This window comes from Pantoea sp. EKM10T, assembly GCF_011800685.1.
GTDB lineage: Bacteria > Pseudomonadota > Gammaproteobacteria > Enterobacterales > Enterobacteriaceae > Pantoea > Pantoea agglomerans.
In genome coordinates this window covers 54,236-68,993 of sequence record NZ_JAALEU010000007.1, presented here as the reverse complement: position 1 = coordinate 68,993, position 14,758 = coordinate 54,236, and the positions used below count along the sequence as shown (strand labels likewise).

The 14,758-nt window shown below is 55.3% G+C and carries 14 protein-coding genes and 1 other RNA gene; 11 read left to right on the top strand and 4 right to left on the bottom strand.

The genetic code is table 11. The features are described from left to right. Positions 1–263 precede the first annotated feature (263 nt). From epd to HFD95_RS14400, 6 genes are all read left to right on the top strand, one after another. Complete coding sequence (gene epd, locus HFD95_RS14425) at positions 264–1,283, top strand: erythrose-4-phosphate dehydrogenase (RefSeq protein WP_010671063.1); 1,020 nt, start codon at positions 264–266, stop codon at positions 1,281–1,283. Between the two features lie 51 nt (positions 1,284–1,334). Next, positions 1,335–2,498 carry a phosphoglycerate kinase gene (gene pgk, locus HFD95_RS14420; RefSeq protein WP_010248837.1) on the top strand — a complete coding sequence of 388 codons (1,164 nt, stop codon included), beginning with the start codon at positions 1,335–1,337 and terminating at the stop codon, positions 2,496–2,498. Between the two features lie 105 nt (positions 2,499–2,603). Next, a complete protein-coding gene (gene fbaA, locus HFD95_RS14415; RefSeq protein WP_010248835.1) occupies positions 2,604–3,683 on the top strand; it encodes a class II fructose-bisphosphate aldolase in 1,080 nt (359 codons plus the stop codon). Positions 3,684–3,873: 190 nt separating this feature from the next. Beyond that, the gene (mscS, locus tag HFD95_RS14410) at positions 3,874–4,755 is read left to right on the top strand and encodes a small-conductance mechanosensitive channel MscS (RefSeq protein ID WP_167430399.1); all 882 of its coding nucleotides are present in this window, start codon (positions 3,874–3,876) and stop codon (positions 4,753–4,755) included. Between the two features lie 124 nt (positions 4,756–4,879). Further along, the gene (gene argO, locus HFD95_RS14405; RefSeq protein ID WP_010671062.1) at positions 4,880–5,503 is read left to right on the top strand and encodes an arginine exporter ArgO; all 624 of its coding nucleotides are present in this window, start codon (positions 4,880–4,882) and stop codon (positions 5,501–5,503) included. A 143-nt stretch (positions 5,504–5,646) separates the two neighbouring features. Continuing rightward, complete coding sequence (locus tag HFD95_RS14400) at positions 5,647–6,369, top strand: oxidative stress defense protein (protein WP_010248826.1); 723 nt, start codon at positions 5,647–5,649, stop codon at positions 6,367–6,369. Positions 6,370–6,625: 256 nt separating this feature from the next. Here the strand turns inward: HFD95_RS14400 and HFD95_RS14395 are convergent, their stop codons facing one another. Continuing rightward, positions 6,626–7,531, bottom strand: coding sequence for a LysR family transcriptional regulator ArgP (locus HFD95_RS14395; RefSeq protein WP_010248822.1), 906 nt, complete (start codon positions 7,529–7,531; stop codon positions 6,626–6,628). 182 nt (positions 7,532–7,713) lie between these two features. Between HFD95_RS14395 and rpiA the strand changes: the two genes are divergently transcribed. Then, a complete protein-coding gene (rpiA, locus tag HFD95_RS14390; RefSeq protein ID WP_010248819.1) occupies positions 7,714–8,373 on the top strand; it encodes a ribose-5-phosphate isomerase RpiA in 660 nt (219 codons plus the stop codon). Positions 8,374–8,652: 279 nt separating this feature from the next. Then, complete coding sequence (serA, locus tag HFD95_RS14385) at positions 8,653–9,891, top strand: phosphoglycerate dehydrogenase (RefSeq protein ID WP_010248817.1); 1,239 nt, start codon at positions 8,653–8,655, stop codon at positions 9,889–9,891. A gap of 344 nt (positions 9,892–10,235) precedes the next feature. Here the strand turns inward: serA and HFD95_RS14380 are convergent, their stop codons facing one another. The 3 genes from HFD95_RS14380 to zapA form a co-directional block, all read right to left on the bottom strand. Beyond that, the gene (locus HFD95_RS14380) at positions 10,236–10,829 is read right to left on the bottom strand and encodes a 5-formyltetrahydrofolate cyclo-ligase (protein ID WP_010671060.1); all 594 of its coding nucleotides are present in this window, start codon (positions 10,827–10,829) and stop codon (positions 10,236–10,238) included. Positions 10,830–10,906: 77 nt separating this feature from the next. Then, positions 10,907–11,089: non-coding RNA, 6S RNA (ssrS, locus tag HFD95_RS14375), on the bottom strand. 39 nt (positions 11,090–11,128) lie between these two features. After that, the gene (gene zapA / locus HFD95_RS14370; protein ID WP_008925677.1) at positions 11,129–11,458 is read right to left on the bottom strand and encodes a cell division protein ZapA; all 330 of its coding nucleotides are present in this window, start codon (positions 11,456–11,458) and stop codon (positions 11,129–11,131) included. Positions 11,459–11,628: 170 nt separating this feature from the next. On the opposite strand from zapA, the gene HFD95_RS14365 reads away from it, so the two are divergent. From HFD95_RS14365 to ubiH, 3 genes are read left to right on the top strand one after another with little or no spacing between them, the layout of a single operon-like run. After that, on the top strand, positions 11,629–12,207 hold the full coding sequence (locus HFD95_RS14365) for a YecA family protein (RefSeq protein ID WP_022623836.1): 579 nt from the start codon (positions 11,629–11,631) through the stop codon (positions 12,205–12,207). 46 nt (positions 12,208–12,253) lie between these two features. After that, positions 12,254–13,576, top strand: coding sequence for a Xaa-Pro aminopeptidase (gene pepP, locus HFD95_RS14360; protein WP_167430398.1), 1,323 nt, complete (start codon positions 12,254–12,256; stop codon positions 13,574–13,576). Further along, positions 13,573–14,751 (top strand): 2-octaprenyl-6-methoxyphenyl hydroxylase, encoded by a 1,179-nt coding sequence (gene ubiH, locus HFD95_RS14355; protein ID WP_167430397.1) that lies wholly within the window; start codon positions 13,573–13,575, stop codon positions 14,749–14,751. Before pepP ends, ubiH begins: the two co-directional genes overlap by 4 nt. Positions 14,752–14,758: the final 7 nt, after the last annotated feature.

Genomic DNA, 14,758 nt, shown 5'->3' with positions numbered 1-14,758 from the left:
ATTTTCGTCCCTTTTATTTTTTTATTCCTGCAGTAATAACCGCCTTTTGCCTTAATTTGTGACGCAGATCCAAATTTAAGCAGCCAGATTGATCACAATCATTCCTGTTATTCCTTCCTTCTATTATTGTAGCTGAACCGTTTCAGTCGCCAGGCAAATCGCCCTGGTTTCGGACAATGCCGGGTAAGAATCTCCTGTACAAAATGCAGTGAAACGCTCAGGCTAACGGCACGTTTTTTTCAGTCTGACGTGGCAGGAGAGAAATGACGGTACGGGTAGCGATAAATGGTTTTGGCCGGATTGGACGCAACGTCCTGCGCGCGCTGTATGAAACGGGCCGACGTGCAGAGATCACCGTGGTCGCGATTAACGAGCTGGCAGAAGCCACCGGTATGGCGCATCTGCTGAAATACGATACCAGCCATGGCCGTTTTGCTTTCGATGTCCGCCAGGAGCGCGATGTAATGTGGGTGGGTGGCGATACCCTGCGCATTTTGCACCGTGCAGCCATTGCCGATCTGCCGTGGCGTGAACTCGACGTGGATGTGGTGCTGGACTGCACCGGCGTCTATGGCTCACGCGCTGATGGCGAAGCGCATCTTCAGGCTGGCGCCAAAAAAGTGCTGTTCTCTCATCCCGGCGGAAACGATCTCGACGCCACAGTGGTGTATGGCGTTAACCAGCAGTCACTCACCGCCAGTGACCGCATCGTCTCCAACGCTTCCTGTACCACTAACTGCATTATCCCGGTGATTAAACTGCTGGATGATGCGTTTGGTATCGAATCCGGCACCGTCACCACGATCCACTCGGCGATGCACGATCAGCAGGTGATCGACGCCTATCACAGCGATCTGCGCCGTACGCGTGCAGCCAGTCAGTCGATCATTCCGGTGGACACTCGCCTGGCGGCTGGCATTACCCGTATTTTTCCGAAATTCAACGATCGCTTCGAGGCGATAGCCGTTCGCGTCCCGACGATTAACGTGACGGCCATTGATCTCAGCGTTTCTGTGCATCAGGCGGTGACGGCGTGTGAAGTTAACACCCTGTTGCGAAGCGCGGCAGAAGGGACATTTCGTGGTATAGTTGACTATACGGAATTACCGTTAGTCTCAGTAGATTTTAACCATGATCCGCACAGTGCCATTGTGGACGGAACACAAACGCGGGTCAGCGGTCAACACCTTATCAAGACCCTGGTCTGGTGTGACAACGAATGGGGCTTTGCTAACCGAATGCTCGACACGACGTTAGCGATGGCCGCAAGCGGTTTCAGGTAAGACGCGGTATGCGTCTGGCAAAACTTATGAGAATCAACGAGAGGATTCACCATGTCTGTAATTAAGATGACCGATCTGGATCTGGCTGGTAAACGCGTTCTGATCCGTGCCGATCTGAACGTACCGGTTAAAGAAGGTAAAGTGACGTCTGATGCACGTATCCGTGCTTCTCTGCCAACCATTGAAGCGGCGTTGAAACAGGGCGCGAAAGTAATGGTTACCTCTCACCTGGGTCGTCCGACCGAAGGTGAATACAATGAAGAGTTCTCGCTGCTGCCGGTAGTTAACTACCTGAAAGACAAGCTTAGCGGCACCACCGTGACCCTGGCAAAAGATTACCTCGATGGCGTTGAAGTCGGCGCTGGCGAACTGGTTGTGCTGGAAAACGTTCGCTTTAACAAAGGCGAAAAGAAAGATGACGAAGCACTGTCTAAAAAATATGCTGCTCTGTGCGACGTCTTTGTGATGGACGCCTTTGGTACCGCGCACCGCGCACAGGCTTCTACCCACGGCGTCGGCAAATTTGCCCCTATCGCCTGTGCTGGCCCGCTGCTCTCTGCAGAACTGGAAGCGCTGGGTAAAGTCATGAGCAACCCGGAGCGTCCGCTGGTGGCTGTGGTAGGGGGTTCTAAAGTCTCTACCAAATTTGATGTGCTGCAATCTCTGGTCAAAATCGCGGACACCGTGATTGTGGGCGGCGGCATTGCCAACACCTTCGTCGCTATCGACAACAACGTCGGCAAATCTCTGTATGAGCCAGACTTCGTTGAAGCGGCTAAAGGCCTGCGCGATCAGCACGGTATTCCGGTTCCAACTGACTCACGTGTCGGCACAGAATTCTCTGAAACTGCGACCGCTACCGTGAAAAAGGTTTCTGAAGTTGCGGATAACGAAGAGATTATGGACTTTGGTGATGAAACCGCACAGGCGATGGCTGCCATCCTGAAGGATGCTAAAACCATCCTGTGGAACGGCCCGGTGGGCGTGTTTGAGTTCCCTAATTTCCGTAAAGGCACCGAGATCGTGGCTAACGCCATTGCAGACAGCGATGCCTTCTCTGTTGCAGGCGGCGGCGATACCTTAGCGGCTATCGACCTGTTCGGCATCGAAGACAAAATTTCCTACATCTCTACCGGCGGCGGCGCGTTCCTTGAGTTCGTGGAAGGCAAAAAACTGCCTGCAGTTGCCATGCTGGAAGAGCGTGCGAAGCAGTAATCCTTTGGGGGCGATGCCTGGCGGCATCGCCTGAAGTCTTGCCCGTCTGGGCGTTTAAATCGACGTTCCTCAAGGGGAACAACGGTCACGAAACAGGACACAATCATGTCTAAAATTTTTGATTTCGTAAAACCCGGCGTTGTCACTGGTGATGACGTACAGAAGATCTTCAAAGTTGCGAAAGAGAACAAATTCGCACTGCCAGCCGTAAACTGCGTCGGCACCGACTCCATCAATGCGGCACTGGAAGCAGCGGCGAAAGTTAAAGCGCCAATCATCATCCAGTTCTCTAACGGCGGTGCTGCATTTATCGCGGGTAAAGGCTTCAAAACTGACAAACCACAGGGCGCGGCAATTTTCGGCGCTATCGCGGGTGCGCACCATGTCCACCTGATGGCTGAGCAGTATGGCGTGCCGGTTATCCTGCACACTGACCACTGTGCCAAGAAACTGCTGCCATGGATCGACGGTCTGCTGGACGCAGGTGAAGAGTACTTCCAGAAAAACGGTAAGCCACTCTTCTCTTCTCACATGATCGACCTGTCAGAAGAGTCACTGGAAGAGAACATCGAGATCAGCAGCAAATATCTGGCGCGCATGGCGAAACTCGACATGACGCTGGAAATCGAACTGGGCTGCACCGGTGGTGAAGAAGATGGCGTTGATAACAGCCACATGGACGCATCTGCACTGTACACCCAGCCAGAAGATGTGAACTACGCGTACGAAAAACTGAATGCTATCAGCCCGCGCTTCACCATTGCGGCATCATTCGGTAACGTTCACGGCGTTTACAAGCCAGGCAACGTGAAACTGACTCCGACCATTCTGCGCGATTCGCAGAAATATGTGTGTGAAAAACATGGCCTGCCGCACAACGCGCTGGACTTCGTTTTCCACGGCGGTTCAGGTTCTTCTGCTGCAGAAATCGAAGAGTCTATCAGCTACGGCGTGATCAAGATGAACATCGATACCGATACCCAATGGGCAACCTGGGACGGCATCCTGCAGTACTACAAAAAGAACGAAGGCTATCTGCAGTCGCAGCTGGGTAACCCGGAAGGCGCTGACAAGCCAAATAAAAAATACTACGACCCACGCGTCTGGCTGCGTTCAGCCCAGGCCTCTATGGTAGTGCGTCTGGAGCAGGCTTTCAAAGAGCTTAACGCTGTCGACGTGCTGTAACTGAAGAGTCGTTACCGTACAAAAAAGGCCCGAAAGGGCCTTTTTTTATGCACAATTTCTGGAAAAACAGGGTTAAACGCCGGTCGGTTTGGCGCTTAAGGAGATAATTGATTACCCTTGATGGCAGGGTGTCGGATGTCATCTGGCATTTTTTTCATTCCCGGTGGGAATCTAACAACAGGGCTTATTAATGGAAGAGTTACACGTCGTCGACGGCTTAAACAACGCAGGTAACTGGCTGGTTCGCAATCAGGCGCTGATCATCAGCTATGCCGTAAATATCGTTGCAGCTATTGCCATCATTATTATCGGGATGATTATCGCCCGTATCATTTCTAATGCCGTAAATCGCCTGCTGCGCGCCCGTCACATAGACGCTACCGTGGCGGACTTCCTCTCCGCACTGGTGCGCTATGGGGTTATCGCCTTCACCGTTATCGCAGCGCTGGGACGCATCGGTGTGCAGACCGCCTCGGTGATTGCCGTGCTGGGTGCTGCGGGTCTGGCCGTGGGTCTGGCGCTGCAGGGGTCACTCTCTAACCTTGCTGCAGGCGTTCTGCTGGTCACTTTCCGTCCGTTTCGCACCGGCGAGTTCGTCGATCTGGGCGGCGTTATGGGAACCGTGCTGCATGTGCAGATTTTCTCCACCACGCTGAGAACGGCAGACGGCAAAATCGTGGTGGTGCCAAACGGCAAGATCATCAGCGGGAACATCGTCAACTTCTCGCGTGAACCGGTTCGCCGTAATGAATTTATCATTGGCGTGGCTTACGAGGCGGATGTGGATGAAGTGATCGCCTTACTGCAACAGGTTGTAGAAGCGGATAGCCGCGTGCTGAAAGATAAAGGTATTCAGATCGGTCTTAACGAACTGGCAGCCTCCTCTATGAACTTTGTGGTGCGTTGCTGGAGCAACAGCGGCGACCTGCAGGACGTTTACTGGGATCTGCTGAAGAACTTTAAGCGTGCGCTGGATGGAAAAGGGATTGGTATTCCTTATCCGCAGATGGATGTGCATCTGCACCGTGTCAGACAGTCGGACGCAACTACGCCAGAGACTCAGCCACAGTAATCTTTCAGTGGGCGGCGTCTGTCGCCCATTCATTTTGCTAATCGCAGATTAATTCTTTCAATTTCCGCTAATCATCCTCTCTCTTTATACTTCTCCTCCTCTAACGATGTGAGGAAATAATCCTGTGTTATCTCTCTATTTTCAGGGGCTTGCCCTGGGCGCCGCGCTGATTCTGCCGCTGGGCCCGCAGAACGCTTTTGTGATGAATCAGGGCGTGAAGCGTCAATATCATCTGATGACGGCGGCCCTCTGCTCGCTGAGCGATATTCTGCTGATTTGCGGTGGGATCTTTGGCGGCAGCGCCTTGCTGAGCCAGTCTCCACTGCTGCTGATGGTGATCACCTGGGCGGGCGTAGCCTTTCTGTTGTGGTATGGCTGGGGCGCACTGCGTAGCGCTTTTCGCGGCGACGCCGATCTGGCGGACGGTGAGCCATTAAAGCAGAGCAGGGGACGCATTATCGCGACGCTGCTGGCAGTGACCTGGCTCAATCCGCACGTCTATCTCGATACCTTTGTGGTACTGGGCAGTCTTGGCGGTCAGTTGCCGACCACCACTGCGCGTCAGTGGTTTGCGCTGGGCACCATCAGTGCGTCGATCCTGTGGTTCTTTGGTCTGGCGCTGCTGGCCGCCTGGCTGTCACCACGCCTGCGCACCGCCAAAGCCCAGCGCATCATTAACCTGCTGGTAGGCGCGGTGATGTGGTTTATCGCCCTGCAACTGGCGCGCCAGGGCATTGCCGGATTTTGATCCCAACGTCGATCCGGTGCGGTTATTGCCGCGCGGAGGCCGAACTTTTGCCATAATGACCACTCAAAGCATGGCGCATACCGATGCGCTGTTGGGCTTCGCCGGTTGGAAGCCGTCATAGTACCTTTTCAAGGAGGACTTTCATGAAACTGAAAGCATTGGCTCTGGCCGCAATCATGAGCGCCGGGGCATTGCCTGGCGTACACGCTGATGAGTTACCGAACGGGCCACACGTGGTGACCTCAGGCAAGGCAACGGTCGATGCCCGTCCCGATATCGCCACGCTCTCTATCGTGGTGAACGTGTCGTCAAAAGATGCCGCAGATGCGAAAAAGCAGGCGGATAGCCGGGTTGCACAATATTTCGATTTTCTGCAAAAAAACGGCATTGAGAAGAAAGATATTGATGCGGCAAACCTGAGCACCCAGCCTGAGTACGATTACACCAAAGAGGGTAAATCAGTCCTGAAAGGCTACCGTGCGGTGCGTCAGGTGCAGGTAACCCTGCGTCAGCTGGACAAGCTGAATGATCTGCTGGACGGGGCGCTGAAGTCCGGTCTGAATGAGGTGCGTAGCGTCGAGTTAGGCGTGGCAAATCCGGAGAGCTACAAAGAGCAGGCGCGTAAAGCAGCGATTAAAAATGCGACTCAGCAGGCATCACAGCTGGCTGAAGGCTTTAACGCGAAGCTGGGATCGATCTACAGCATTCGTTATCAGGTCGCTAACTATCAGCCGATGCCGATGAACCGTATGTATAAAGCGGCTGCAGCGGCAGATACCTCGGCGCAGGAGACCTACGATCAGCAGAGCATCAACTTTGACGATCAGGTTGATGTGGTGTTTGAGATCAAGCCCAATACGCCATAGTGCAAAATGGGGCTGATGCCCCGTTAAGACTGCCGATGAATCTCAGGATCTGACCGCAATGAATAAATTCAAAGCGAAGGGAACATGGTCAGAGGAGGAAAGCGTCCCGCGCCATGGACGGCGCGGGCCGAGCGGCCAGGGATTGGCTTAAGCGCCTTTCCGATCTGACCTTGTTCCCTGAGCCAATCCATCCTTACAGCCGTTCGGGGCATAATTTGTCAGCAGTAAAAACGGGGCTTTCGCCCCGTTTTTGTTTTCAGGCTGCGACGTCATCCTGACGCAGTACCCGATGTCCATGCGCAATCAGCGCATCGGTCACCCGACGCATTAACCGGCTTTCCGGCGCAAAACGATGCCAGTAGAGCATCCGGCGCTGACACAAGCCTGGCGTCAGATCTATTAACTCACCGCTCGCCAGCTCACGCTCAATCTGCAGATGCGGGATCATACAGCAGGTCGAACCCTGTCGCGCCATCTGCACAAAGGCTTCAGAGGAGTTCACGATGTGGCAGGGCACACTGCCAGGTGAAAGATCAAAGTTCTGTTGCAGGAAGGCCTGATGCATATCATCAAGATGGTCAAACGCCACCGCAGGCGCTTTCAGCAGGGCAGAGCGGGTGACGCCGTTGGGAAAGAAGCGATCGGCAAAGTCGCGCGATGCCACAAACAGGTAGTCGAGCGCACCGAGCTGATCCACCAGGCAACTGGGCAGCGGCTGCGGCTGAATACTCACCGCACCCACCACTTCACCACGACGCAGACGCTCCTGGGTGCGGGTTTCATCTTCGACCTGCAGATTCAGGCGTACGGGTGAATCTGCCAGCACATCCTTCAGTGCAGGCAGCAGCCAGGTCGCCAGACTGTCGGCATTGACCGCCAGCGACAGCAGCAGTGGCGTGGTGCCACTGTTCTCATCGCCCAGCCACTCCTCTTCCAGCAGTTCCACCTGGTGCAGCAAAGCCAGCAGTTTCTGACCCTGTTCGGTCGGACGTGGTGGCACCGTGCGCACCAGCAGCGGCTGACCAAACAGATTCTCCAGCTGCTTGATACGCTGTGAAACCGCTGACTGGGTGATACATAATTTTTGAGCGGCACGCTCAAATCCGCGTTCGCGGATCACTGAATCCAGCGCCTGAAGCGTTCGATAATCCGGGCGTTTCATTATTCTTCTCTCTCCTTCAGGATGGATGTCACTATGCCACAAAAGTGTCACCTGTGATGGCTCTCTTGTTTTTTGTGGGCTGGCTTCCAAAGCGATAAATCCGCGTCGGTCAGCCGAGCATTTTCAGCAAGCCTTGTTTTATACTACGCGCACTTCGTTGTCGCACAGGTTTTAAACATACCATGACCCAGGATGAACTGAAAAAAGCCGTTGGCTGGGCTGCACTTGAGTACGTGCAGCCGGGCACCGTTGTTGGTGTGGGCACCGGATCCACCGCTGCCCACTTTATCGATGCGCTTGCCACGGTCAGGCATCAGATTGAAGGTGCCGTCTCCAGCTCGGATGCCTCAACCCAGAAGCTGAAGAGCCTGGGTATTCAGGTGTTCGACCTGAACGAGATTGACCTGCTGTCGGTGTACGTAGATGGCGCGGATGAGATCAACCCACAGATGCAGATGATCAAAGGCGGCGGCGCGGCGCTGACGCGCGAAAAGATCGTGGCCGCCGTGGCTGAAACCTTTATCTGTATCGCTGACGCTTCAAAAGAGGTCGATGTGCTGGGCCGTTTCCCGCTGCCGGTCGAGGTGATCCCGATGGCGCGCAGTTATGTGGCGCGTCAGCTGGTGAAAATGGGCGGCTTGCCTGAGTATCGTCAGAACGTGGTCACCGATAACGGCAACATTATTCTCGATGTGCATAATCTGCGCATTCTCGATCCCATTGAGCTGGAAAAAACCATCAACGCCTTGCCTGGCGTCGTGACCGTGGGCCTTTTTGCCGCGCGTGGTGCCGATATTGCACTGATTGGCGGGCCTGATGGCGTGAAAACCATCAAAAAATGATCTGTCCGGCGTCGATGCGGCGTCGGTTATTTCTGCCTGCAAATCATCTTTTCTCGCTGCGGTGAAATTTGGTGACTTATGTCACATAACCGTCATCGGCAGCGGGTTCGTTCTCTCTTCCAGTCCGACCTCCTTATTTTGTCCGGCAATGTGCTGCCGTCAGCCGCTGCCGTGCTGGCGGCCGGGCAATCGTTTGTATTGCCCGACGCGATTTTTTTGATATTTTGACAGAAGGCTGGCTTATGGTAGTCCTCATTGAATGCTGAATAGGATCGGGAAATGGCAAAGGTATCACTGGAAAAAGATAAGATTAAGTTCCTGCTGGTGGAAGGTGTCCATCAGAGCGCGCTGGAGAACCTGCGGGCTGCAGGTTATACCAACATCGAATTCCATAAGGGCGCACTGGATTCCGACGCGTTAAAAGCATCGATCCGTGATGCACACTTTATTGGTATCCGTTCCCGCTCCCAGCTCACTGAAGAGATTTTTGCGGCGGCTGAAAAGCTGGTCGCCGTTGGCTGTTTCTGTATCGGCACCAACCAGGTTGATCTGCAGGCGGCTGCCAGCCGGGGTATTCCCGTGTTCAATGCGCCGTTCTCAAATACCCGCTCGGTTGCGGAGCTGGTGATTGGTGAGATGCTGCTGATGCTGCGTGGCATCCCGGAAGCGAATGCGAAAGCACACCGTGGCATCTGGAATAAGATTGCCAAAGGCTCATTTGAAGCGCGTGGCAAAAAACTGGGTATTATCGGTTACGGCCACATCGGAATGCAGCTGGGCGTGCTGGCAGAAAGCCTGGGTATGCATGTTTTCTTCTACGACATTGAAAACAAGCTGCCGCTGGGTAATGCCACGCAGGTACGCCATCTGGCCGATCTCCTCAACATGAGCGATGTGGTCAGCCTGCACGTGCCGGAAACCGTCTCTACACAGGATATGATTGGTGCAGAGCAGCTGGCGCAGATGAAGCCTGGCGCGCTGCTGATTAACGCCTCACGCGGCACTGTGGTGGATATCCCGGCGCTGTGCGATGCGCTGGCCAGCAAGCATGTGGGTGGCGCAGCCATCGACGTCTTCCCGAGCGAGCCAGCTACCAACAGCGAGCCGTTTATCTCTCCACTGAGTGAGTTCGACAACGTGATCCTGACGCCGCACATTGGCGGCTCGACGGAAGAAGCGCAGGAGAACATCGGCATTGAAGTGGCGGGCAAGCTGGCGAAATACTCCGATAACGGCTCGACTCTCTCGGCTGTTAACTTCCCTGAAGTGTCACTGCCGATTCACGGTATCAGCGCCAGTCGTCTGCTGCATATCCATGAGAACCGCCCTGGCGTGCTGACGGCCATCAACCAGATTTTTGCCGAGCAGGGCATCAACATCGCCGCCCAGTATCTGCAAACCTCGCCGTTTATGGGCTATGTGGTGATCGACATTGATGCAGAGCCGGAAGTGGCTGAGAACGCGCTGCAACTGATGAAGGCGATTCCGGGTACTATCCGCGCCCGTCTGCTTTACTAAGCGCTACCAACCTGAACAGGCGCTTAGTTGCGTCTCTTCAGGTAGTTAATACAGGCTGTCCCGATTTGCTGTAAGACCGGGACTGCGAAGAGAACACGGTCAGATCGGAAAGACGCAAAAGCCGCCATCCATGGCATGTCCGGCCCGCGCGATTACGCACCTCATCCCTGAGGTGCGCCCGTAACCGGGCCAACGCGTGGCGTTGTTCAAAAACGCTCCCGGCGTTTTTATCCGGGCGGCGGGACGCTTTCCTCTTATGACCATGTTCCCTGCGCGTTGAGCTATTTCATTGCAGCCAGATGCGCCCGGATGTGGGTTTTCACTTGTCTGCAAAAGCGACTCTTCTACTCCCACTGCCAGAGTTTTGACGGCGTCATTACCGCCGGCAACGGCACATCCCATTCTGCCACCGGCAGGCTATCGACCTGCTGACAATCGTGTGCCAGGCCCACCGGCAAAAAACCGTGCTGCCGCCAGTTCTGCAGGGTGCGATCATAAAAGCCGCCGCCCATCCCCAGACGCTGCCCATGCTGATCAAACGCCACCAGCGGCACCATCATCAGATCCAGTTGATCAAGCGTGATCACCTGCCGGATATCCAGCGGCGGTTCAGGAATGCGCAGCTTATTTTTGAGCAATGGGGTATCGGGCGAGTAGCGCAGAAACAACAAATTACCGGGGGAGAAGGGGTGTAAAACCGGCAGACAGACCGTTTTCTTCAGATGCCAGAGGCGGGCAATCAGCGGACGGGTATTCAGTTCGCCATCCACCGACAGAAACAGGGCGATATTGCGCGCTTCAGTCACCGGGGCGTAGTTGAGCGCGTGTTCGGCGAGCTGCTCAGCGGCCTGCGTTTGCTGCTCATCGGTAAGTGCCCGTCGCAGATGTCGCACATGCTGGCGAATCGCCTGACGCTGGGTCATTGAAGGTTCAGACATGATTTCCCCGCCGGATAAGTCGCTGTTGAGCGACTATAACATGTCAGTCAGGGGAAAAAAGCAGGACTACAGGAAGAGAGATCTCCGAGATGCCGCCGTAGGCTGTAACCCTTGAACCCTTGGTTCAAGGTGAACATGCCGTCATAACCATCAGGCTTCTCGGACGAACCGAGCATGCACACAGGTTACGAGCGTCACATTCTGTTTTTTCGAAATATCGGCTCAGGGGACTGGCCCACATGCAAACATCTCAGAGAAAATTTACCTCACCGTTACTTAAGTATAGCAACCATGAAGTTTTATTCGAACTTCGCACCCTCACGCTCAGAGATGCGACCCTGCTCAACTAATGCCTGTTCAATCGTCTGCTGCAACATACGGATACGCTGTTCCATATTAGCAGCATAATCGCGCGTTTTCACTTTCTCTTGCGCCAGCTCGTGGCAGACGTTTAACGCGGCGATGAACACCAGTTGTTCTGTATTGGTGACTCTAGTGCGAACTTTTAGATCTTGCAACCGTTGATTGAGATCTTCAGCCGCGCTATTGAGCGCATCTTGCTGCTCTGGCGGACAATTTACTCTCAACGAACGACCAAAAATTTGTAAATCTACCGGTTGTGCAGACATGCCACCTTCCTGACTGATTACTTCGCTCGCAACTCCCTTAGCAGTCAATGGCTTGGGAGGCGGGCAACTATATAGACCCACGAAATAAGATACAACCCCTTTTCTGGAAACCTTGAGGCAGCTAGTGGTAGCATAACACGAACTTATTCTGCCAACGACGATGAAAACTTATGTCCTTACAGAACGCAACCCCCGATTACAACGCGCTCGCGGCGGTGCTCTCACAGCAGGGCGTTGGAATGACGCCCGCGGAAATGCATGGCCTGCTGAGCGGGATCCTCTGCGGTGGTAACCAGGACACCAGCTGGAAGACGCTGGTACACGATCTGGCTAACGAAGGCATGGCGTTTTCACACACTCTTGCCGTGCCACTGGCGGAACTACACGAGCATACGGCGACCACGCTGGAAGATGAAGGCTTCCTGTTTCAGCTGCTGCTGCCTGCTGACGACGACATCACTGTATTTGACCGTGCCGACGCGCTGGCGGGCTGGGTTAACCATTTTCTGCTCGGCCTGGGCGTAACACAGCCTAAACTGGATAAAGTCACCGGCGAAACCGGCGAAGCGATCGATGATCTGCGCACTATCGCACAGCTCGGTTACGAAGAAGATGAAGACCAGGAGGAGCTGGAGCAGTCGCTGGAGGAGGTGATTGAGTACGTTCGTGTCGCCGCGCTGCTGTGCCACGATACGTTCACCCGCCCGCAGCCAACCGCGCCAGAAGTGCAAAAACCGACGCTACACTAATTTCAGGTCAACGAGTTTAACCGGTCAGTTTACAGGGAGTGCAGAGATGATTTCACTGGAACGATTCCTGCAGCGTCGTCAGGCGCTGCTGGCGAAGATGGTGCCTGGCAGCGCAGCGTTAATCTTTGCTGCGCCAGAAGTGATGCGCAGTAATGACACCGAATATCCGTTCCGCCAGAGCAGCGACTTCTGGTATTTCACCGGTTTTAACGAGCCGCAGGCGTTGCTGGTGCTGATCAAAAGCGATGAGAATCATAACCACAGCGTGTTGTTTAATCGCGTGCGCGATCCTGCGGCGGAAACCTGGTCTGGCCGTCGTCTGGGTCAGGAGGCCGCACCCGACAAACTGGGCGTCGATCGCGCTTTACCCTGGAATGATATTGGTGACCAGCTGCACCTGCTGCTGAATGGCCTGGATGTGGTTTACCATGCGCAGGGCGAATATGCCCACGCGGACACACTGGTGTTCAGCGCGCTGGATAAGCTGCGTCGCGGCTTCCGCCAGCATCTCAGTGCGCCCGATACCCTCACTGACTGGCGTCCCTGGGTGTATGAGATGCGCCTGTTTAAAGATGCGGATGAGATTGAACTGTTACGTCGCGCCGGGAAAATCAGTGCACTGGCGCATACCCGCGCCATGCAAGCCTGTCGGCCAGGCCTGTTCGAGTATCAGCTCGAAGGGGAAATTCAGCACGAATTTAACCGTCACGGTGCGCGTTTTCCCTCCTATAACACCATTGTGGGTGCCGGAGTTAACGGCTGCATTCTGCACTACACCGAAAACGAAAGCGAAATGCGCGACGGCGATCTGGTGCTGATCGATGCAGGCTGTGAGTTCCACGGCTATGCAGGCGATATCACCCGCACCTTCCCGGTTAACGGCAAATTCAGCCCGGCGCAGCGCGCGATTTATGACATCGTGCTGGCTTGCCTGAACCGATCGCTTGAACTGTTCCGGCCAGGCATCAGCATTCGTGAAGTGAATGATGAAGTGGTGCGCATCATGGTCACCGGGCTGGTGGAGCTGGGCATCCTGGAGGGCGACGTCGATACATTTATCGCCGAGGAAGTCCATCGTCAGTTCTATATGCATGGCCTGGGCCACTGGCTGGGGCTGGATGTGCATGATGTCGGCCACTACGGCACCCCGAGCCGCGACCGCGTACTGGAACCGGGCATGGTGTTAACCGTCGAGCCGGGTCTTTATATCGCACCGGATGCCGACGTGCCCGCGCAGTATCGCGGCATTGGTATCCGAATCGAAGATGACATTGTGATCACTGAAGATGGCATTGAAAATCTCACCGACAGCGTAGTTAAAGAGGCGGATGAGATTGAAGCACTGATGGCGGCGGCAAAACAGGCATGACGATTCTGATTGCTGGTGGCGGCATGACCGGGGCGACGCTGGCGCTGGCGATCTCCCATCTGACCCAGGGCACTCTGCCGGTAACGCTGATTGAAAGCAGCGAGCCTGGCAGTCGGGCGCATCCCGGTTTCGATGGCCGCGCTATTGCGCTCTCTGCCGGTACCTGCCAGCAGCTTGCGGACATCAATCTGTGGCAGCACATCGCCCGTTGTGCCACGCCGATTACCGACATCCATGTCTCCGATCGCGGTCACGCCGGTTTTGTGTCGCTGGCGGCGTCTGACTACGCTATTCCGGCGCTGGGACAGGTTGTCGAGCTGTTTGACGTCGGTCAGCGTCTGTTTGCGGAACTGAAAAAAGCACCCGGCGTAACGCTGCGCTGTCCGGCTCGTGTCATCCAGGCTAACCGCCATGAGCAGCAGGTTGAGGTGACGCTGGACAGTGGCGAACCACTCAGCGGCAAACTGCTGGTGGCGGCGGATGGCACGCGCTCTGCGCTGGCGGCTTCGTGCGGCATTCAGTGGCAAAGAGACGACTATCAACAGCTTGCCGTGATTGCCAATGTCTCCACCGCGCTGCCCCATCAGGGCCGGGCATTTGAACGTTTTACCGAACATGGCCCGCTGGCGCTGTTGCCGATGTCCGGCAATCGCCTGTCGCTGGTCTGGTGTCATCCGGTTTCGCAGCGTGAACGCATTGAGCAGTGGAGCGAGGCCGAATTCCTCCGCCAGCTGCAGCGTGCCTTTGGCTGGCGGCTGGGTAAATTTACCCACACCGGCCAGCGTGAGTATTACCCGCTGGCGCTGCACCGGGCGATGTCGCCAGTGACGCATCGCGTGGCGGTGGTGGGCAATGCGGCGCAGACGCTACATCCGATTGCCGGGCAGGGCTTCAACCTGGGCCTGCGAGATGTGATGTCGCTGGCTGAAACGCTGGCAGCCGCCCATCGGCAGCAGCAGGACCCCGGCAGCTATGCGGTGCTGCATCATTACCAGCAGCGTCGTCAGCCCGACCGCGCCGCCACCATCGGTATCACCGACGGACTGGTTCGCGTCTTTGCGAATCGCTATGGCCCGCTGGTGGCAGGACGTAACCTGGGCCTGCTGGCGATGGATCATCTGCCGTGGTTAAGAAATCAACTGGCTGAGCGCACGCTTGGCTGGGTTAAGCGTTAATAAAGAG